This is a genomic window from Helicobacter sp. 219-2 (assembly GCF_030053225.1).
Lineage (GTDB): Bacteria > Campylobacterota > Campylobacteria > Campylobacterales > Helicobacteraceae > Helicobacter > Helicobacter pylori_C.
Map to the genome: position 1 here is coordinate 1,202,326 of NZ_JASGBS010000001.1, position 19,117 is coordinate 1,221,442.

Annotated in this window: 21 protein-coding genes; 2 read left to right on the plus strand and 19 right to left on the minus strand. The window is 39.2% G+C overall.

What is annotated here, in order from left to right; all coding sequences use genetic code 11:
• Positions 1-18: 18 nt before the first annotated feature.
• A complete protein-coding gene (locus P6280_RS05880; protein WP_283237259.1) occupies positions 19-951 on the minus strand; it encodes a COG2958 family protein in 933 nt (310 codons plus the stop codon).
• Complete coding sequence (locus P6280_RS05885) at positions 948-2,549, minus strand: ABC-F family ATP-binding cassette domain-containing protein (protein ID WP_212790342.1); 1,602 nt, start codon at positions 2,547-2,549, stop codon at positions 948-950. Before P6280_RS05885 ends, P6280_RS05880 begins: the two co-directional genes overlap by 4 nt.
• A gap of 246 nt (positions 2,550-2,795) precedes the next feature.
• On the opposite strand from P6280_RS05885, the gene guaC reads away from it, so the two are divergent.
• On the plus strand, positions 2,796-3,773 hold the full coding sequence (gene guaC, locus P6280_RS05890; RefSeq protein WP_283237260.1) for a GMP reductase: 978 nt from the start codon (positions 2,796-2,798) through the stop codon (positions 3,771-3,773).
• A gap of 163 nt (positions 3,774-3,936) precedes the next feature.
• Here the strand turns inward: guaC and gmhA are convergent, their stop codons facing one another.
• From gmhA to cdh, 15 genes are all read right to left on the minus strand, one after another.
• Complete coding sequence (gene gmhA, locus P6280_RS05895; protein ID WP_220848609.1) at positions 3,937-4,515, minus strand: D-sedoheptulose 7-phosphate isomerase; 579 nt, start codon at positions 4,513-4,515, stop codon at positions 3,937-3,939.
• Positions 4,508-5,893 (minus strand): D-glycero-beta-D-manno-heptose-7-phosphate kinase, encoded by a 1,386-nt coding sequence (gene rfaE1, locus P6280_RS05900; RefSeq protein WP_283237261.1) that lies wholly within the window; start codon positions 5,891-5,893, stop codon positions 4,508-4,510. The genes gmhA and rfaE1 overlap by 8 nt, the downstream gene beginning before the upstream one ends.
• Positions 5,890-6,882 carry an ADP-glyceromanno-heptose 6-epimerase gene (gene rfaD / locus P6280_RS05905; RefSeq protein WP_283237262.1) on the minus strand — a complete coding sequence of 331 codons (993 nt, stop codon included), beginning with the start codon at positions 6,880-6,882 and terminating at the stop codon, positions 5,890-5,892. The genes rfaE1 and rfaD overlap by 4 nt, the downstream gene beginning before the upstream one ends.
• 8 nt (positions 6,883-6,890) lie before the next feature.
• Positions 6,891-7,412 carry a D-glycero-beta-D-manno-heptose 1,7-bisphosphate 7-phosphatase gene (gmhB, locus tag P6280_RS05910; protein WP_245044961.1) on the minus strand — a complete coding sequence of 174 codons (522 nt, stop codon included), beginning with the start codon at positions 7,410-7,412 and terminating at the stop codon, positions 6,891-6,893.
• Entirely contained in the window at positions 7,402-8,142 is a 741-nt protein-coding gene (locus P6280_RS05915; protein ID WP_283237263.1) for a sulfite exporter TauE/SafE family protein, read from the minus strand. Before P6280_RS05915 ends, gmhB begins: the two co-directional genes overlap by 11 nt.
• Entirely contained in the window at positions 8,133-8,804 is a 672-nt protein-coding gene (locus P6280_RS05920) for a type III pantothenate kinase (RefSeq protein WP_126131266.1), read from the minus strand. Before P6280_RS05920 ends, P6280_RS05915 begins: the two co-directional genes overlap by 10 nt.
• Before the next feature lie 4 nt (positions 8,805-8,808).
• Entirely contained in the window at positions 8,809-10,446 is a 1,638-nt protein-coding gene (gene pgbB, locus P6280_RS05925) for a plasminogen-binding protein PgbB (protein WP_283237264.1), read from the minus strand.
• A 4-nt stretch (positions 10,447-10,450) separates the two neighbouring features.
• Entirely contained in the window at positions 10,451-11,107 is a 657-nt protein-coding gene (locus P6280_RS05930; protein WP_180611643.1) for a hypothetical protein, read from the minus strand.
• Positions 11,104-11,541, minus strand: a complete 438-nt coding sequence (gene dut, locus P6280_RS05935) for a dUTP diphosphatase (RefSeq protein ID WP_000694155.1) — start codon at positions 11,539-11,541, stop codon at positions 11,104-11,106. The genes P6280_RS05930 and dut overlap by 4 nt, the downstream gene beginning before the upstream one ends.
• The gene (gene greA, locus P6280_RS05940; protein WP_001031323.1) at positions 11,531-12,025 is read right to left on the minus strand and encodes a transcription elongation factor GreA; all 495 of its coding nucleotides are present in this window, start codon (positions 12,023-12,025) and stop codon (positions 11,531-11,533) included. Before greA ends, dut begins: the two co-directional genes overlap by 11 nt.
• Before the next feature lie 40 nt (positions 12,026-12,065).
• A complete protein-coding gene (lpxB, locus tag P6280_RS05945) occupies positions 12,066-13,148 on the minus strand; it encodes a lipid-A-disaccharide synthase (protein WP_283237265.1) in 1,083 nt (360 codons plus the stop codon).
• Positions 13,148-13,609, minus strand: coding sequence for a nickel-binding protein Mua (mua, locus tag P6280_RS05950; RefSeq protein WP_283237266.1), 462 nt, complete (start codon positions 13,607-13,609; stop codon positions 13,148-13,150). Before mua ends, lpxB begins: the two co-directional genes overlap by 1 nt.
• A gap of 6 nt (positions 13,610-13,615) precedes the next feature.
• Complete coding sequence (gene hypA, locus P6280_RS05955) at positions 13,616-13,969, minus strand: hydrogenase/urease nickel incorporation protein HypA (protein ID WP_000545280.1); 354 nt, start codon at positions 13,967-13,969, stop codon at positions 13,616-13,618.
• Positions 13,970-14,027: 58 nt separating this feature from the next.
• Positions 14,028-16,184 carry a flagellar hook protein FlgE gene (flgE, locus tag P6280_RS05960; RefSeq protein ID WP_000946422.1) on the minus strand — a complete coding sequence of 719 codons (2,157 nt, stop codon included), beginning with the start codon at positions 16,182-16,184 and terminating at the stop codon, positions 14,028-14,030.
• A gap of 212 nt (positions 16,185-16,396) precedes the next feature.
• A complete protein-coding gene (cdh, locus tag P6280_RS05965) occupies positions 16,397-17,131 on the minus strand; it encodes a CDP-diacylglycerol diphosphatase (protein WP_502868308.1) in 735 nt (244 codons plus the stop codon).
• Between the two features lie 289 nt (positions 17,132-17,420).
• On the opposite strand from cdh, the gene P6280_RS05970 reads away from it, so the two are divergent.
• Entirely contained in the window at positions 17,421-17,750 is a 330-nt protein-coding gene (locus tag P6280_RS05970) for a zinc ribbon domain-containing protein YjdM (RefSeq protein ID WP_017283601.1), read from the plus strand.
• A gap of 57 nt (positions 17,751-17,807) precedes the next feature.
• Here P6280_RS05970 and P6280_RS05975 read toward each other — a convergent pair whose 3' ends face one another.
• Positions 17,808-18,023, minus strand: coding sequence for a hypothetical protein (locus P6280_RS05975; protein WP_001206517.1), 216 nt, complete (start codon positions 18,021-18,023; stop codon positions 17,808-17,810).
• 85 nt (positions 18,024-18,108) lie between these two features.
• Positions 18,109-18,984 (minus strand): twin-arginine translocation signal domain-containing protein, encoded by an 876-nt coding sequence (locus tag P6280_RS05980; RefSeq protein WP_000828945.1) that lies wholly within the window; start codon positions 18,982-18,984, stop codon positions 18,109-18,111.
• Between the last annotated feature and the right edge of the window lie 133 nt (positions 18,985-19,117).

Genomic DNA, 19,117 nt, shown 5'->3' on the forward strand with positions numbered 1-19,117 from the left:
GCGTTTTTTAAAAGAAAGTTATGAGTTAGGGTATAACTCTTCTTTCTTTTTGATCTCATCAAATTCATCTTTATAGCGGTTTTGATTCTTTGGGTCATAATCCACAACGCTCTTTAAAAAACCGCTGAATTCTTCATTTTTTTCGCTAAGCTCTAAAGCCACGGTGTAATCAATCTTTTCTTTGTATTTAGCGTTCAATAAAATAGCGCTTTTGTCCTCATCAGTCCTCAAATCAATCACGCCAATCCCAAAACTCGCATGCAAACGCTTCAATAAATCCATGAGTTTGGGATCATGCGTAGCAATATGATGGCCCACTAAATACCCCTCATTAGCCCACGAGCTGTTAGAAATCGCTTGAAAATAACACTCCCTGCAATTATTCACGCTGATTTCTTTTTTCAATTCAAAGCTCACCAGTTTAACGGGTAAAGTGTCAAATTTCTTAGAAAAAGCGATTAAATTTTCATTAGACAATTCAGCGTGCAAAAACCTAACCCCCACCATGTCCGGATAAAGCCACCTGTCCATGCCTTTTGGCGATTTTGAGCTTCCTTCATGAAAAATGGTTTTCGTGTAGCATTTCAAATTTTCATTATCAAAAGCCATGTAAGTTAAAAAGGGGTGCAAACCTCTTTCATGCGCGATCTTAACGCCTGGAATGCTTGGTTTTTGAGCGTTTAAAACCGGCTCTTTAGCCATGCTTTTTAAAGCGATTAGAATTGGTTTTTCTTGCGCTTTCAAAAAAGGCAGATCCTCGCCCTTGTTTAAGGCTGTATAAATAGCAGCGCTAACGCTCTGATCGGGAGTGTTTCCCCCATAATCAAACATGCTTTCAATCTCGCCTTTTTCAAAAAGCTCTTTAGCTTTATGATAAATCTCAGTAACCTTAATAGGCTCTTTGATAATTTCTAAAACGCTTTGAATGATTTTAATATCTCGTGGTTTCATTTTTTGCTCGCTAAATACTCTTCATAACTGCCTTTAAAATCAATGATTGAAGCGCCTTTAGGGCTTGGGACTAATTCAATGATCCGATTAGCGTAAGCATCAATGAGCTCTCTGTCATGGCTTACGCAAATCAGCGCCCCATCAAATTTAAAGAGCGCTTCACCTAGCGCGATAATGGCTTCTAAATCCAGGTGGTTGGTTGGCTCATCTAAGACTAAGAAATTCCCCCCCTCTAGCATGAGTTTGGATAAAACCATTCGGTGTTTTTCGCCCCCGCTTAAAGCGTTCACGCATTTTTCTTGCTCTTCGCCATTAAAAAGCATCCTCCCTAAAGCGTTTCTCACCTCTGCGCTTTCAATCTTTTTATTGAAATTAAAAAGCCATTGATACAAGGTTTCTTCCCCGCTGATTTCTTCGCTCACATTTTGAGGGAAATAGCCTTTTGAAACGGTCGCTCCCCATTTCACCACGCCCGTATCCGGCTTTAATTCTTCTACTAAAATTTTACAAAGCGTGGATTTACCCACGCCGTTTGGCCCTATGAGGGCGATTTTATCTTTAGGCATCACTTTCAAGCTCACTTGATTTAAAACGATTTGCCCATCATAACTTTTAGAGATGTTTTCGCACTCTAAAGCTTCATTACCAATGGTGCGTTTGGGTTTAAAAATAATGCTAGGATCCCTCCTGCTAGATACCGCTAAGCTTTGAATGTCTAATTTATCCAGTTGTTTTTGGCGGCTAGTGGCTTGCTTGGCTTTAGAAGCGTTAGCGCTGAAACGAGCGATAAATTTTTCTAGCTCTTCTTTTTCTTTGAGTTTTTTATTGCGTTCGGCCTCTTGTTGTTTAGCAATCAGAGTAGAAGCAATATACCAATCGTCATAATTCCCGCTAAATTCGCGCACGCTGTGAAAATCCAAATCTAAAATATGCGTGCATACCGCATTTAAAAAATGCCTGTCATGGCTGATGACTACCATCGTGCCTTCATGGCGTTTGAGGTTGTTTTCTAGCCATTCAATGGCGTTTAAATCCAGGTTGTTGGTCGGCTCATCTAAAAGCAAAATATCCGGTTTAGGGAATAAAACTTGAGCGAGAAGGATTTTAAATTTATCGCTACTTGGCAAGGTTTTCATCAAATCATTGTGCTTAGAGCTAGGAATGCCTAAATCTTCTAGGATTTTTTCAATCACCACTTCGCATTCATACATGGGATCTTCTTCTACGCAAATGGTTTCTAACTCCCCTAGCCTGGCATTCACTTTATCATCGCTCAAATCGCCTTCAATGTATAAGCGCTCTTTTTCTTTGATAGCGTCATACAAACGCTTATTGCCTATCAAAACCGCATCTTTAAGGCTCAAATCTTCAAAAGCGTATTGATCCTGCCCTAAAACCCCCATTCGCATCCCGCTTGTGATGATGACTTCCCCACTGCTACAATCAATGCTCTTGCTCAAAATCTTTAAAAAAGTGGATTTTCCTGCGCCATTAGCCCCAATCAGCCCGTAGCGTTTGTTTTTATCCAGCTTGATATTCACATTCTCAAACAATTTTTTAGTCGCATAGCGTTGCGTTAAGTTGATGGTTTGTAGCATCTTATGATTTCCTTATTTTTGTGATTAGAGAAAGTTTATTGTAGCGTTTTCTTTACAATATTGTATCCCTTGCTTATTATGGTTATCTGTAAGGTCTTTGACGCCCCAATCTTATCCAAGTTTATTTAATTTTCTCTTGATTTTTTATTCAAATTAAGATAGATTATAAAAGGTGCTTAAAAATAAGGCTTAAAATCAAACAATGTTCGTGTTTTACTCTATATGAACATCAAAAGGATCGTGTCATTGAAAATATTTGATTACGAAGACATCCAACTCATCCCTAATAAATGCATTGTGAATAGCCGTTCAGAGTGCGATGCGACCGTTACCTTAGGCAAACACACATTTAAAATGCCCGTAGTCCCAGCAAACATGCAAACAATCATCAACGACTCGATCGCAGAATTCCTAGCGGAAAATGGCTATTTCTACATCATGCACCGTTTTGATGGAGCAGCAAGAATCCCGTTTGTCAAAAAAATGAAAAAACGCCAATGGATCAGCTCCATCAGTGTTGGGGTGAAAAAGGAAGAATATCTTTTTATAGAAGAGTTGGCCAAACAAAAATTAGCACCAGATTATATCACGATCGATATTGCGCATGGCCATTCAAACTCTGTCATTGAAATGATCCAACACATCAAAACGCATTTGCCAGAAACTTTTGTGATTGCTGGGAATGTTGGCACACCAGAAGCAGTCCGTGAATTAGAGAATGCCGGTGCTGACGCTACAAAAGTTGGCATTGGACCTGGGAAAGTGTGTATCACTAAAATCAAAACAGGCTTTGGTACGGGTGGTTGGCAACTAGCAGCTCTTAGATGGTGCTCTAAAGCAGCAAGAAAACCGATTATTGCAGATGGTGGTATTCGCACGCATGGCGATATTGCAAAATCAATACGCTTTGGCGCGACAATGGTAATGATTGGCTCGCTTTTTGCAGGGCATGAAGAATCATCTGGAGAAACAAAAATAGAAAATGGTATCGCATATAAAGAATATTTCGGTTCAGCTTCAGAGTTCCAAAAAGGTGAAAAGAAAAATGTTGAAGGCAAGAAAATTTGGATCCAGCATAAAGGATCATTAAAAGATACGCTGATGGAAATGCATCAAGATCTGCAATCTTCAATCTCCTATGCAGGTGGGAGAGATCTTGAAGCGATTCGAAAAGTTGATTATGTCATTGTGAAAAATTCAATTTTCAATGGAGACGCAATCTAAAAAAGATTGATGAAACGAAAGCAAAAGACAAAAAAATGGTCTTCAATTTGTTTTTCAAGCGGTTTACTTTGTGCTTAAATTTTCGTTGTTTTTAATCCTTTCTTTATTCATTGCATCTTGTGGGATTATTTTCTTGTTAAATTCAAGCGCATAGCCTTTGAATTTAATTTTTATTAGCGAAATGCCTTTCAATGCAATCGCATAAAATATGGATCATAAGAATGTGCATTTCTTGGATTCGTGGGGTATCATCGCTAGGGACAATCAAAGCCATATCGCTTAAAGGCTTCATTTTCCCCCCATCACGCCCCACTAAGCTAAGGGTCTTTATCCCTAAATCTTTGGCTTTTTCATAAGCTTTTAGGACATTTTTGGAATTACCGCTTGTAGAAATCCCTATCAAAACATCGTTTTTTACCCCCAACGCTTCTACTTGTCTGGCAAACACTTCTTCATAACCATAATCGTTCGCAATGGCGGTAAGAGCTGATGTATCCGTGCTTAAACTTATCGCACTCAAGCCTTTCCTTTCCAATTTATAGCGCCCGGTCAATTCAGCGGCAAAATGCTGCGCATCGCTAGCGCTCCCCCCGTTACCACAAATAAGGATTTTCCCTTGATTTTCTAAAGTTTCTATCAAAAGATGAACGCTTTGCTTTAACGCTTCTTGCAAACTCTCTAAACTTTTTTCTAACGCTTCCTTATGGGCTAAAAATTCTTTTTTAATCAAACCATCAATCATTGCATGTCCTTTTAATTTTTTCTATGATAGCGCTTGTGGAATAACCTTCTTCAAATTCCATCAAACGGGTTTCTTTAGCAAACTCGCTCCCTATGACTTCTTTATTGAGATAGTTCGCTCCCTTGACTAAAATATCAGGCTTTAGGGCTTGAATCAATTTGATTGGCGTGTCTTCTTCAAACACCACGACATAATCCACGCAAGACAGACTCGCTAAAAGAAACGCTCTGTCTTTTTCGCCCACTATGGGGCGTTTATCCCCCTTAAGCCTTTTAACGGAAGCGTCGCTATTTAACCCCACAATGAGAATGTCCCCTAAAGCTTTAGCCTTTTGCAAATAACTCGCATGCCCTTTATGGAGGATGTCAAAACAGCCATTGGTGAAAACGATTTTTTGCTGATCTAAAGTTTCTAACAGCTTTTCTAAAGGGAGGATTTTAGGGTGCGTTTGGTTTAAAATCAAAGCGATTTCTTCTAAACTCGCTAACGCGCTCCCCATTTTACCCACCACCACAGCCGCAGCCGCATTGGCAAACTCGCAAGCTTCTTTCAAACTCTTTTCTTCCAACAAAGAGAGCGTTAAAGACGCTATCACCGTATCGCCTGCCCCGGTTACATCATAAACCTCTTTAGCGATAGTGGGGCAATTGACCAACTCGCCTTTTTCTAAAAAAGCGATGCCTTGTTCGCTCAAAGTTACTAAAGGCATGGCGATACGATAAGTTTCTTTTAAGATTTGGAGCGCTTTTGATAAATTCGCATGGCTGTCTAACTTCAAATGGAGCGCTTGCTCTAACTCAATGCGATTAGGCGTGATCAAACTCGCATGAGCATACTTGCTATAATCCTTCCCTTTAGGGTCGCATAAAATGAGCTTGTGGTGTTTGTTAGCTAGAGCGATCATTTTTTGAGTGAGTTCAAAATCCAACACGCCCTTATTGTAATCTGAAAGGATAACGCCATCTATTTCTTGGATCTTTTCTGTGAAAAAATCTAAAAGTTTTTTTCTTAAATCAGCGTTTAAGGGGTCTTTGATTTCCTTATCCACGCGCACGATTTGCTGGTTTTGCGCGATGATGCGCGTTTTGAGCGTGGTGCAACGGGTTTTATCTGTTAAAATGCCTGAAGTGTCAATATTCTTGGCTTTAAGAGCGTTAATAAAATGCTCGCCCTCTAAATCATCGCCCACAACCCCACATAAAAAAACTTTAGCTTTTAAAGAAGTAAGATTGTTCGCCACATTAGCCGCTCCGCCTAAATTCTTGCTCTCCCTTTGGACTTCTAAAACAGGCACAGGGGCTTCAGGCGAAAGGCGTTCGCTCCTCCCCCACAAGTAATAATCAGCGATCAAATCGCCCACGACTAAGATTTGTTTCATGCGCGCTGTTCTTTAAAAATCGCATGGATATGGGGCAAATAATCTTTAATGCCGCTTTCTAAATCGTATAAAGGGGTGTAATCCAAATCCAAAATAGTGGGTTCAATATGCGCTTGGGTGTGATTTTGGAAGAAAGCATAAGGGTTTTTGATATAAGTTACTTTAAAATCCCCTAAATGCTCTTTTAAAATGCTAACTATTTCATTATAACTTCTGGCTTGGGAATAACCCACATTATAAACCCCGCTTTTTTGAGCCTTCATCGCTTTCACATTCGCTTGGATCACATCTTCAATATAGACAAAATCCCTTAATTGCTCGCCAAATTCAAAAAGCTTGACTTCCTTAAACGCCATTGCACCTAAGGCGAGTTGCAAAACCATAGAAGCGGTTTTTTCTTTATAAAATTCCCTAGGCCCATAAACATTAAAATACCTTAAGCCCACTTGAATATTGTCATTTGAATGGGAGAGGACAAATTCATCCATGCAAAGCTTGGAAAAGCCATAAACATTTTCAGGGCTTTCGTTTTTGCCTACCACATTGGGGGCTTTGGTGTTGCCATAAACGCCCGCCGAAGAAGCGTAAATCACTTTAGCTTTTTTTGAGCGAGCGATTTCTAAAAGGTTTAAAAAAGCCTGATAATTGGTTTTCATCACTAATTCTTGATCCAGCATGGTCGTATCAGAGACAGCGGCTTGGTGGAACAAATAATCAAAATGCAATTTTTCTAAACGCCTTAAATCTAAGGGGTTGTTAATATCAGCTACAACCACCTCACCCTTAAAACCGATTAAATTCTTAAAATGCCCTAAGGAACTGGGGCGGTTATTATTGAAGAGCGTGTTACTGCGAAACTTATCCAAAATTACCACTTTAGCTTTAGGGTGGTTCTCTTGAAAATAAAAGGCCAGATTACTGCCCACAAAGCCAGCCCCACCGGTGATTAAAATCGTTTGATTTTCTAATTCATCATCAATATAACGCATTATTATCCTTATTTAATCCAATGGATCATCTCTTTAAGATCTTTGCATTGTATCCAAGAATGAGGAGTTTTTAAAAAATTTGTGGCCAATAAAAGGTTGTTTTTAACTTTAGCGTTCAAGCCGGCTAACATGTCGCTCTCTTTATCGCCTATCATAAAAGATTGCTCCAAGCAAATTTGATGCTCTTTAGCGGCTTGCAAAATCAAAGAGGGCTTTGGCTTTCTGCAAGCGCAATTTTCTTCTGGGGCGTGCCTGCAAAAATAGATGCCATCCAAATTAAAACCTAATTCTTTAAGCAAGCTTTCTTGAAGGTATTCGGTGAGATTTTCAAAATCTTTAAGGGTGTAATAGCCCCGGTTGATCCCGGATTGGTTGGTGATTAAAAGCAGTTTGTAACCTAAAGATTTCGCATGGTTTAGTAATTCAAAAATCCCTTTTTGAAACTCAAAATCTTCTTTTTGACTCACATAGCCTTTATCAATATTGATAATGCCGTCTCTGTCCAAAAAAAGGGCTTTGTTAGTGTTCATGCGAATGCGCTCCTTTATGATCATGCTGAGTGGTGCTGTTTTGATGATGCATCGCATGGGGGTTTTGGTGGTTAATGAGCATGATCCCCATATAAAGAATATAAAGCCCAAAAACCCCCATTAAACCTTTAGACAAAAGATTGAAAAATTTCCTGTAAGAAATGGAAATTTTGCTTAAAAAAACCCCCATTAAAAACAACGGCACGCTAGTGCCAAGCCCAAAAGAAAGGCCTAGCATCGCTCCCATAAACGCGCTATGACTAAGAATCACGCTCGCTAAAAACGAATACACCATCATGCAAGGTAAAAACCCATTCAACACGCCCAAAAAATACAGCCCTAGAATGTTTTGAGATTGCAAGGTTTTTTTCATCAAAAAAGAGATGAAAGGGATTTGAAAGCTTAATTTTTCCATTCTTGCCCCCAAGAGCGCTAAACCAATCAAAATAATCCCCATGCTGATGAATAAAACACCCCTAAAACCCATGCTCACGCTAAGACTATGCCCTAAACCTGCTGCTATAGCCCCTAAAAGCATGTAGGTGCTGATTCTCCCTAAATTATAAAGGGCATGGCAAGCGAGCTGGTAAGAAAAGCTTGTAACTTTAGAAAATTTTATTTGACTAAATGCGCTCACAATCCCCCCACACATGCCCACACAATGCCCTAAAGACATGCTCAAAGCGGCTAAAAACATGCCCAAAAAACTCAAATTGTGCATCATTTGCATTCTAATACCCCTGCTTTTTTAAGAGCGATTTCCATCCCGTCAAAAACCAAGCGCTCCTTGCAAACAGAATGGGGTAAAAACGCACTCAAATACTTCGCATCGCCCCCACAAAGATAGATTTTTTGATTTTTGGCTAAATGTTGGATACAAGAGATGACGCTTAAAATCATGCCGTAATTCACAGCGTCCCTAGTGTTTTTAGGCAAAACTTCTAAAGAATCTAATGCTTTGAAAGGTTGCTCTAAGATTTTAGCGCTTTTTTGATACGCATGGATATATTGGGCTAAACCAGGTAAAATACACCCTCCTAAATGCTTGCCCTCTTGGATTAAATCAATCGTAATCGCGCTCCCCGCATCCACGATCACGCCATTATTTACCGCTAGACACGCCATTTGCCGGTCTATCCCAAGCCCTATATAGTCGGTTTCTAAATGAAAAAATCCTGCAATATTTTTAGCGTTAGGGTAACAATTCAAAAGGGCTTTTTCATTTTCTTCATTCACGCTAATGTAAAAAATTTCCTTTTGAATACCCAAACGCTTTAAATCTTCTTTAGCGCTTGAAAAGAGCTGATAGTTTTGCGCGAAATGGATACGCGTATTGCCTATATCGCATAAAACCAGGTTTTTCAAATCCGTAAAAGATTGCCTAGCTGGCATAGGCTTACTTCTTATTCATTTCTAAAGCTTTTTTTCTTTCTTCAAGCTCTTTTTCATCTCTTTCTTGTTGCTCTCTCGCTCTTTGTTCAAATTCTCTCGCTCTTTGTTCGGCTTTAGCTTTTTTCTTTTCTTCTTTCAAGCGGCGTTTTTCTTCTTTAGGGCTGAGTTTTGGCGCTTCTTTAAAAGCGTTACCCTCTTTTGAAACAGGAGCGTTTTTGTTTTCTTGATTTTCTTTTACGCCTTGTTGGATAGCGTTATTTTGATTGTTAATAGGCTCCATACCGCGTTGGTTGGCTTTAACTTCATCTTCTTCAAACCCACTATTTCTTGGCTTAACTTTGTTTTCTTCTAAAGGCTGTTTGTTTTCTTTGACCTTATGCCTTTCTTGCAAATAAATAGGAGCGTTCCCTTTTTCGCCTTTTTGAGATTTTTTAGATGCAGGTTTTTCCACAACGGGATAAAGCTTGGGTTTAAAATTATTATAATCTAAATAGTAGCGATCATAATACACCCGATTTTTATCATAAAACACCCCTTTATCCAAACGATTGGATGAAAAAAACTTAAAACTGCCTATAGTTGGCGTTTTATAGACATTATACGAATTAAAATCATTCAAATCCACCTCTATCACATACCCTCGTTTTTCTAAAGAATACAATTTATTATGGTTTAATACAATGGTATTGAGCGAAGCAAAGGGCAGTTTCACGCTGTTTAATTCTCTCAAACTCTTATCCATTTGTAAGATCTGCCCATCTAGCGTGAGCACGTATAAAGTCCCCTTATCATAAAGCAAATCCACAATATCCCCATCATAGTTGAACTCTTGACCGCTCACTACTGAGAGTATTCTTTTGCCTGTAGAAGCGATCATGTTGTTGCCATCTACGATAAGGTAAGTGATATTGTTAAAAAACTTATCGCTGCTGATAACAATGTTTCTAATAGGCGTAGGGTTTCCATGCACATAATCCACGACTAACAAACGCCCATCTAGCATGGGGAATACCACGACCGTATCCATAAAAATAGGCATCGCCATTAAAGAATTGATCGTGGTGCTTGGGGAACCTTTCTCACTAAAAAGCAATTTTTGAGAAGTGATGTCGTATAAATTCGCTGAATTGTCCGCTAACACCACCGCCAAAAGATTCCCTTTAACGCTCGCACTCAAGGCAAAAGTTTCCAAAGGAATAATGATGGATTTCTGGCTGGCGTTAGGGTTATTGCTAATCAATTCCACTTGATGGCAGACTTTATCTTGGACTTCTGCTTCAACGCCCTTTAATTTCAATTCCGTTTCTTCAGTCTTAGCCACCTTGCTTTTGCTTGTTTTTTTATCAATCTTGTTCAAACAATCTTGCGCAAGGATGAAAAACCCTTGACTCTCATTTAAAAAACTGCTTTCATAATTGAAATTCTTACCGATTCTTAGCTGCGTTAAACCTTTATCGCCTATAACCGCTCCATTTTTCAAAATGGCTCCATAACGATTAGACGAAACGATGCTTTCTTGCAAATGGTTAGGGAAATACGCTTCGCCTTTAATTTGGTGTTTAGCGGGTTTGAAGTATTTTCTCATGTTACAGCCACTAAAGACAATTAGGGCTATGAGTAAGATTAAAAATGGTTTGTTCATCAAATCAATGCGTTCCTTGAATGGTTTCTTTCTTTAGATTAGTTGGTTTGGAAGGGTTTTGTTGAATATCTTCTAACATTCCATAATGTTTTAAAACAGAGATTATAGCATAGAGTGAAGAACTTAGAGGGATAGCTGATAAACTTTGATGTGCTTTTATGATTGCGTCTTTAGAATTTTCTTCATACAACAAATTCACTTCTTGTAAAGCGCTCATTTCTTTAAGAATGGGGCTTTTTTCAAGCAAGTTTTTATCTCTAGAGAGCGATGCGTAAGAATATTTGGCAAATGTCTTAACGATTCCATTAGAAGATTGTGAAAGCCTTTTAAACTCGTTTGCATCGTTTCTCTCACTCGCTCTAGCGAACTGATACAAGTCATACAACTCTGGAGCGACTTCTTTCAATCTTTTTTGCAAGGCTATATTATTAGGGCTCTCTAGCACTTCATTATAAATTTGAGTGATCCGCTCTCTGGTTTGCTCATGTTTATAATCTTGTAATTTTGTATCCCCTAAATAAGCAATAAAAGCCACCACGATAAACAACAACACCCACTTGTAGCGTTTGAAAAACTTTTCTAATCTAAACGCTCCTTCTAAAAGCTTTTCATCGCTTTTAAATTCGTTTTTAACCTGCTCTAAATTTTCCTTAATGCTCATGCCTTACTCACTCCTGTGCTGCCAAAGCCCCCGCTACCCCTTGAAGTTTCATCTAATTGCTCGCATTCTATAAATTCGGCTTTATAAGTTTTTTGAACCACCCCTTGAGCGATCCTATCCCCTACTTGAACTTTAAAATCTTTATCGCTCAAATTCGCTAAAATGACCTTAATTTCGCCCCTATAATCATTATCCACCGTGCCAGGAGAATTTAACACCATCACCTGATGATTCAAAGCCAAACCGCTACGGGTGCGCACTTGCAATTCATACCCCACTTCTAAAGACAAACAAATCCCTATTTTCACCAACCCCACGCTATGAGGTTTGATCATTACTTCTTCTACGGCATGCAAATCAAAGCCTGAAGAACCCTCGGTTTGGTATTTAGGGATAAGGGCGTTTGGGTGGATTTTTTGGATTTTAATTTTCATCAAAACAAATCTCTTTATAATAAATGTCTAAAATTTCAAAATCGCTCTCGCCATTAGGCAATTGAATACTCACCGAATCGCCCTTGCTCTTACCTATCAAGCTCTTAGCGATTGGCGAACCAAAAGAGATTAACCCTTTAGCCGGATCGCTCTCCACGCTCCCTACTATCGTATAAGAAAACTCTTTATCGTTGTCTAAATTAAGGATTTTAATCGTGCTGCCAAAACTCACTTTATTATGGGCTAAAGCGCTCGGATCAATCACTTGAGCGTTAGCGATAATTTCGCTTAAATCCACGATCCTCGCTTCAATGAAGCGTTGTTTTTCTTTAGCGGCATGGTATTCAGCGTTTTCTTTCAAGTCCCCATGCCCTCTAGCAATATCAATTTCTTTCACAATATTAGGCCGTTCCACCTCTTTTAATTGCTTCAATTCCGCGCAAATTTTATTGTATCCATGCATACTCATAGGTTCTTTGTTCATTTAATCTCCTAAGCTTATTCAGTAGAGATTATAGTAAAAATTAAGTTAAATTCAGCAAAAAAGCCATTTCATTAGCGATTTTTCTCGCGCTCCCACTGGCTAAATATTCCCTTAATCTCAAACTTTCTTTAAAATAGCGCTCTCTATCCATTTCTTCATACGCTTTTAACAAATTCTCTACGCTCAAAAAATGCTGGATCAATTCCGGGTGTAATTGGCTCTCCCCAAGCCCTGGAGTTTCATTATTTAAGGCGTTATAAAAGATGTTCGCTAAACCTATATAATGCAAATTGACAAACATTCTAGCGATCAAAAAATCCATCGTTTTAGCCCTATACGCTAACACAAAAGGCGTGCCAATCAGAGCGGCTTCTAAAGTCGCTGTGCCGCTGCAAATGAACGCAAATTCCGCTTCAAACAAACTCTTATGCGCATCATAAGAAATTTCAAATAATTTAATGCCTTCCCCATAAAGGGCTTTCAAATCCAACCCCTTAAAGAAACTCGGCACGACCAACACACGCCTTTTAAACCCTTCGTTTTGTTCTAAAATTTGAGCCGTTTTGACAAATAAAGGGAATATTTTAGCGATTTCACTTTTTCGGCTTCCTGGCATGAACACTAAAGTTTCGCCCTTAATATCTTTTTTATAGTATTTAATTTCATCTAATAAAGGGTGTCCTACATATTGGGCTTTTTTTTGGTAATAACTCACTTCAAAAGGCAAAATCGCTCCCAAAAAATCGCAGTATTTTTCAAGACTTTTAGCGCGCCATTTTTTCCATGCCCAAACTTGCGGTAAAATATAATACATGATTTTTTTATGCGGATCTTGTTTTTTGATTTTTTTGGCTAGGGGGATATTGAAAGAAGAAGAATCCATTAAAAGCACCATATCCGCTTGTTTGGCTAATTGGACCATTTCTTTATGGGCTTTGAGTAAAAACCCTAAACGACCTATCACATCTCTAAAACCCATGATAGAAAATTCCCTAGGGCTATAGAGCGCATCTTTGTTTTCAAACACCCCAATAAAACGATAATCTTCAGGCAAATTTTGGCGTAATTCCTCTAAATGCGCATTAGAGCTCGCTTCTAAAGCGCTCACTAAAATCGTGGGCATTATTTGTCTTTCAAAAGGTTTTGGACTTGATAGAGCTTGATTTCTTTATGCAAATCCCTTAATTCAATTTTGAGTAACGAATTTTCAAAATCTTTTTTAGAGAGATGGTTTTTTAAAAGCCTGTTTTCGCGCAAAACGCTGCGGTATTGCAAATAAAGCCCTTCATCAAACACACGCTTGCTTGGTTTTGCCATTATAACCTGATTGTCCTTAGTGTAAACCTCCACTTCTTCAAGGGCTTTAGGGAAAATTACATCCACTTCTGTATTTTGTGTTTCTTTGTTTAAGCGGGAGTTTTCTTTTTCTAATTTTTTTTGATAGATTTTTTGCTTCAGACCTTTTAAAGCGCTCTTTTTCTTACGCAAAATTTCTTGGACTTGCTTCAATTCCAAACGGATTTTTTTTAAAACTTCTCTAGTGTCTTTAATTTCTTGCTGGTAAGCGTTCAATTCTTCTTGCATCGGTTTTTATTCCGCTAACATTTCTAAAGACAACAAACGCATTTCATTGCCTTGAGTGATAATAACATTCTTGCTATGGCATTTCTCACACACCCCATAATCTAGCGCGTTAGGCTTAAAAACATGCGAACAATCCTTGCATTCTAATTCAACCTTTTCATCCACAATGTCTAAAATAGCGTCTTTACACACCAAAGATTCTTCTCTAAAAGTCTCAAACGCACTCACAAACAAGCTCTTATCCATAGCGCTTCTTTCACCAATACCGACCACGACTCTTTCAATCTTATGGGCTTGATTTTTCTTCGCATGCTCTTCGCAAAGAGCGATTAAAGAAGAAACGACCGAGTATTCATGCATACTAAACCTTAATCTTTAAATTAGCCCCTATTATATTGTAATAGAGTAATCTTTCAGTTTATTGCTTAAGATTCAATAGAGTATTAAGGATTTGATCGGATGTGGTTACCGCTTTAGAGTTCGCTTGAAACCCCCTTTGAACCACAATCAAATTCGTTAAACTCCGGCTCAAATCCACATTACTAGACTCTAGTTTAGATCCTGAAATCGAACCCCTACGCCCCGTATTAGCCGCACCGATTAAGGCTTGCCCTGAGTTTCCGGTTTGAGAAAAGACATTCCCGCCTAAAGCCTGTAAGCCCGCATCGTTAGCGAAATTCGCTAAAGCCACTTGCGCGAGTGCTAAAGTCCTGCCATTACTGAACGCCCCTAAAAGCACCCCATCTGAATCAAAGCGGACATCCATCAAATCGCCCGCTTGATAGCCATTTTGCTCAATCGCATAAGTCTCAGAAATCTTATCCACGCTCGTTAGCCCGTCAAAGCTCCCTGAAGAACCAAAGGCTAAATTGATGCGTTGGGGGGCATCAGCGCCATTTTTAGGGTCAAATTGCAAAAGAGGCGGGTTCATGCCCGCAAGCGATCCATCGTTATTGAAGCGCAAACGGCCTCCTTCAAACACATTAGGCCTAGCCGCTGACCCCCCTACTAATTCCCCAGGCTCAGGCACGATCACCCTGAAATTCCATTCCGCTCCCCCACTCCTATAAAATTCAATGCGCATGGCGTGTTTAGTGCCTAAGCTGTCTATCACATCAATGCTAGTGGCATGCGTTGCGTGGGTGAATTTAGAACTGCTCGCTGACGCTCCCCCTTCAATCAAAGAAGCGGTATTAAGCCCTTTCATCGCGTTTTTAAACAAAACATTGTTCGTTACGCTGTCTGAAGAATACCCGCTCACAAAGATATTGAGATTTTCTTTAATGACATTTTTATTGTCTTTATTATTGATTTCAAACATGCCGTATTGATTGACGCTAACCCCTATAGAAGCGGCTGAGTCCTGGTAATTGTCCGCCAAGCTAGGATCTTTAACGATATTAGCGTCATGCTGGATTAAGGCGCGCAAGTCTTCAGTGGTCCTAAACTGCCCAATATCCGCATTAGGGCTGATAGAATGCGTGTAGCTGTATTTGAAAGCCGTTACATCTTTATCGCCATCTAAAAAGTTAGCGAACGCCCCGGTTCCGGCTTGAGTAACCACAATGTTTTTAAGCTTTTCATCGCCGTCTAATTCATTGGTGTTTTCCAAACGCAATTGCTTGCCGTCCAAATAAGCTTCAATGCCTGTTTGGCTTTTGACTGCGTTGATCGCATTTTTGGCCGCTACTAGGCTTGAAGTCCTGCTCACCGCTGAATCGTTGGTGAAAGAAATCTTAACCCCATTCAATTCAAGCGTGCTGTTTTCTGCAGAAGGGAGGATGTCTTTGACCATTTTTGCGCTCTTATAGCTCACCCAAATCCCTTGATTTTCATTCAATAAAAGAGCGTCGCCATCTTCATTGTATAAAGATCCCATGTCTTCGGCGACTTGAGTTAGATTCGTGCTTGAATCATACACCGGATTAATGCCATCTGAAGGGGTTTTGGCTGAAGAATCCAAAGCAAATATCGCCGCTGTTTGATCGGCATGCCTTCCAGCGTTTAAATTCGCCCTCATAGAAATGCGGTTACTCGCTCTGGCTGGCATCACCATCCCCGGATCAATTCTAATGTTTTCTAAAGGGCCGGTGTTATCCACTTTTAAAGCGTCCGTATCGCTCCCTTTATTGCCGGTATCGCTCCCGTTTCGCACCCACCCTTGCACCACAAGCCCGCCGGTGGTAACCAAACTCCCTTGCGAGTCAAAAAGGAACTCCCCATCTCTAGTGAAATTGCGCGTAATCCCCCTATCAGGGCTAATGATAAAAAAGCCATCGCCTTGAATCGCTAGATCGGTTTTGACATCTGTGTTTTGGATATTGCCTTGTGAAAAGATTTTAGTCGTCGCATCCACGCCTACCCCAAGCCCCACAGAAAAGTCATTCTGCCCTGCTAACCCGTTTTTATAGGGTGCGGTAGCGATGAGTTTGACTTGAGAGAGCATATCCACAAAAGAAGCCCTAGAATATTTAAAACCAGTGGTATTCACATTCGCAATATTATTACTCTCAATATCCAAAGCGATTTGGTGGGCTTGCATCCCATTGACACCAGACCATAAAGACCTAAGCATGGTTATCCTTTAATTTAAAGAAATTCAATCTATGCAAAATAAAGCAAAAGTTGTTCCTAAATAGCTTTTTAGAATGATTGATTGCAGATTTTAAGTTTTGTTAGTAAAAAGATCAGTCAAATTCAAATAGGGGGTTTTGTAACACTACCCCCATAACGCTTCTTAAAGGTTGTCGCTCAAATTTAAGAATCCAATTTACCTTAAAACTTGCCTTAACGCAAAATCGCGCATTCATGATCTTGAATCTCTTCGGCTGAAGCGCGATTGGAAGTTAATGGGTTAAATCGTGTCGCTAATAAGACAAAGGAGTTATCGCTTTGTTGCACCACCGCCAAGCCATAGTCTCCCATGCGTTTATGCGCGTTAGGAACTTCTTTGGCAAGCATGATAAAGGGGCTTTTTTGCGCCAACTCGCTTTCTGTTACCCGACGCGCCAGATATTTATGCCCACTCAAGCCGCCTGATAATGGCGACCAACGGCTGTTGATTTTTTTTAGATTATTATCCAGCTGTTTGCGTGCTTCAAGGCTAATGCAAGAGATGTGGATATGGAAATGGTTTTGCGATCGCCCCTTATGAGAGTTAATCGTCAAAGAAATCGCGCTATCAGGAATGGGTTTGCCGTATTTTTTACTCATAAAATCCCGCGCTTGCCAGGATAAATAAAAAAAGTTAGGCGTAAAAATGTCAAGCAACAAAGGGCTTTCAATACCGCTAATGTGAGTTGTTGGCATCAACAAATACTGCAACGGGCCGTTAATATCTTTTAAAACCACATAGCCGGCATCGGGTTTGACTTCTATGCATGGCGAAGGATTCTGATTTTTCTCATAATTAGGCAAACATTTCTCAAAAACAATCTTACGCAACACATTCGGATCTTTAGCGTTTAAACCCATAACAACGATAGTTATCATCACTAAAAAAAGAAAGCCCGCTTTTTTCATCTTTTTTGCTCCTTGTTTTTAATGAGAGTTTTTACAAACCCTTTTGTTATTTTTCTACAATAGTGGTTAAAAGCTTTAATCATTATGATTATTTTAATGAATTTTAACTTATTAGTAACATTTAGTAACCTATTTCTAAAAAGAGTTTTTGAATACTAACCAGAAAAAACTTAAATTGATAATTTTTCGTCATGCGATCTTGTTGGGTTGATACTTATCACAATAAAGCGTTTTATAACCTTGATTTAGGTAATATCATCATTCTAATACCACAATAAGGACAACTACCATGCAAGATTTACCCCCATGCCCTAAATGCAACGACGCCTACACCTACCATGATGGCGTGCAATTGGTTTGCTCTAGCTGTTTGTATGAATGGAATGAAAATGAAGCTAATGATGAAGAATTGATCGTTAAAGATTGCCACAATAATCTTTTACAAAATGGGGACTCAGTCATTCTCATTAAGGATTTAAAGGTTAAAGGTTCATCTTTAGTGCTTAAAAAAGGCACCAAAATCAAAAATATCAAGCTTGTCAATGGCGATCACAATGTGGATTGTAAAATAGAAGGGCAGAGTCTGTCTTTAAAATCTGAATTCCTCAAAAAAGCTTAGGAAAATACAAAAACTTAAGAGTGAGAAAAGCTTAGTGGCTTTTTAAGCTTGTAAAAATCATTTTTTAGAAAAAATCAACTTATCCAGCTTGAAAAAAATCACCGCTCCAATGGTTTGCCCCAAGAAAAGATTGAGCCACAACGGAAAATTGAAATAATAAAAAATCTCCATAAAAGGCAGCATCACCAACGCACTCAACATCCACCTAAGCCAATAAATCAAAAACAGCTTAGAAGCGTATTCTGTGCCAAGTTTCTTAAAAAATTCTCGCATAAAGACAACCCTTTAAACCCTTTTTGCAAACTCTCCTTAACAAAGGAAAGCTCACTATCAAGGAATATTCCTAAATTTCATGCCTTTAGACAATCGTATAGGACACTCTTTTTTCAAAAAGTTTGCTCTCGTAATTGCCTAAATCCCTACCATCTACAAGGGCAAAAGCATCGCCAAAAGTCGCCAATAAAGCAGAATCTAACTGCATGTCTTTATGACGATTCAACGGGATAAAAACTTCCTTGTGATTATTTTGAAAATCAAACGCTAGAAATGAATCTTTCAAATACACTTCCACTCTAGGAGCGTTTTTCACCACGCTGTTTTGACCCAGTTTCAAACCTTGCACTTCAGCGCTTTTAATCCCACACGCATGGCATAAGGACACAAACATGCTCTCTTTGGAAATGGTTGCAAACCAAGGCAAACTCTCGCGTTTAGGCAAATTTTCTTTACCCTCTAAAGCCTTCTGTCTTTTAGGCATCTCATGCTTGATGAACGCATAAAAATTACGAACGCTTTCTTTAGGGGTTGTTCCCTTGAGCTGGTTGGCAATGTTAGCCACGCTCGCATCATCTCTTTCATAACGCCCCATTGCTACAAAATCGCTCGTTTCAAACAAACGCTCGTTCAATTGATAGCTAGCGATCTCATAAGACAAATGGACTTGCTTTTTTTGAGCGCTTTTTAAAAAATCCACTTGCAAATAAGGCACTCCAAAATTGAGCATGCTTTTATAGCTAGCATGATTGCCCTGTAAATGCACATTGCTCGCTACAACACTCGGCATGGGAATGAAAAGTGAAGTGTGTTCTGCAGAATCAAAATCAATGCTGTATTGAGCTTCTATTTTATATTTTGCAACACTCCCTTTGCTTTCTTCTGCTTGCAAAATCTGTGCTCCTAAAACAGCACCTGTAGCGCCTAAAGCAGTCGTTTTAATAAAATCCCTTCGTTTCATAACTATAACTCTTTATTGTAATTTTTAAATTCGTTGAATGAATGAAAAAATAGGACACACCACCAACCCTAAAGGATTGATAAGTATCCAAAAACCTAAATTTTGAAAGACAAAGCGTTCCTAAAAAATTAAG

Excerpts from the sequence above, each read along its gene's own strand:
- dut (WP_000694155.1), bottom strand. The coding sequence starts at position 11,541 with ATGAAAATTAAAATCCAAAAAATCCACCCAAACGCCCTTATCCCTAAA.
- P6280_RS05880 (WP_283237259.1), bottom strand. The coding sequence starts at position 951 with ATGAAACCACGAGATATTAAAATCATTCAAAGCGTTTTAGAAATTATC.
- P6280_RS05930 (WP_180611643.1), bottom strand. The coding sequence starts at position 11,107 with ATGAGCATTAAGGAAAATTTAGAGCAGGTTAAAAACGAATTTAAAAGC.
- rfaD (WP_283237262.1), bottom strand. The coding sequence starts at position 6,882 with ATGCGTTATATTGATGATGAATTAGAAAATCAAACGATTTTAATCACC.
- gmhA (WP_220848609.1), bottom strand. The coding sequence starts at position 4,515 with ATGATTGATGGTTTGATTAAAAAAGAATTTTTAGCCCATAAGGAAGCG.
- flgE (WP_000946422.1), bottom strand. The coding sequence starts at position 16,184 with ATGCTTAGGTCTTTATGGTCTGGTGTCAATGGGATGCAAGCCCACCAA.
- P6280_RS05975 (WP_001206517.1), bottom strand. The coding sequence starts at position 18,023 with ATGCGAGAATTTTTTAAGAAACTTGGCACAGAATACGCTTCTAAGCTG.
- P6280_RS05970 (WP_017283601.1), top strand. The coding sequence starts at position 17,421 with ATGCAAGATTTACCCCCATGCCCTAAATGCAACGACGCCTACACCTAC.
- P6280_RS05980 (WP_000828945.1), bottom strand. The coding sequence starts at position 18,984 with ATGAAACGAAGGGATTTTATTAAAACGACTGCTTTAGGCGCTACAGGT.
- rfaE1 (WP_283237261.1), bottom strand. The coding sequence starts at position 5,893 with ATGAAACAAATCTTAGTCGTGGGCGATTTGATCGCTGATTATTACTTG.
- P6280_RS05885 (WP_212790342.1), bottom strand. The coding sequence starts at position 2,549 with ATGCTACAAACCATCAACTTAACGCAACGCTATGCGACTAAAAAATTG.
- lpxB (WP_283237265.1), bottom strand. The coding sequence starts at position 13,148 with ATGCCCACGATTTTAGTGAGCGCTTTAGAAGCGAGCTCTAATGCGCAT.
- hypA (WP_000545280.1), bottom strand. The coding sequence starts at position 13,969 with ATGCATGAATACTCGGTCGTTTCTTCTTTAATCGCTCTTTGCGAAGAG.
- gmhB (WP_245044961.1), bottom strand. The coding sequence starts at position 7,412 with ATGAACACTAACAAAGCCCTTTTTTTGGACAGAGACGGCATTATCAAT.
- mua (WP_283237266.1), bottom strand. The coding sequence starts at position 13,609 with ATGCAAGAAGAATTGAACGCTTACCAGCAAGAAATTAAAGACACTAGA.
- P6280_RS05915 (WP_283237263.1), bottom strand. The coding sequence starts at position 8,142 with ATGCAAATGATGCACAATTTGAGTTTTTTGGGCATGTTTTTAGCCGCT.
- cdh (WP_502868308.1), bottom strand. The coding sequence starts at position 17,131 with ATGAAAAAAGCGGGCTTTCTTTTTTTAGTGATGATAACTATCGTTGTT.
- greA (WP_001031323.1), bottom strand. The coding sequence starts at position 12,025 with ATGAACAAAGAACCTATGAGTATGCATGGATACAATAAAATTTGCGCG.
- P6280_RS05920 (WP_126131266.1), bottom strand. The coding sequence starts at position 8,804 with ATGCCAGCTAGGCAATCTTTTACGGATTTGAAAAACCTGGTTTTATGC.
- pgbB (WP_283237264.1), bottom strand. The coding sequence starts at position 10,446 with ATGAACAAACCATTTTTAATCTTACTCATAGCCCTAATTGTCTTTAGT.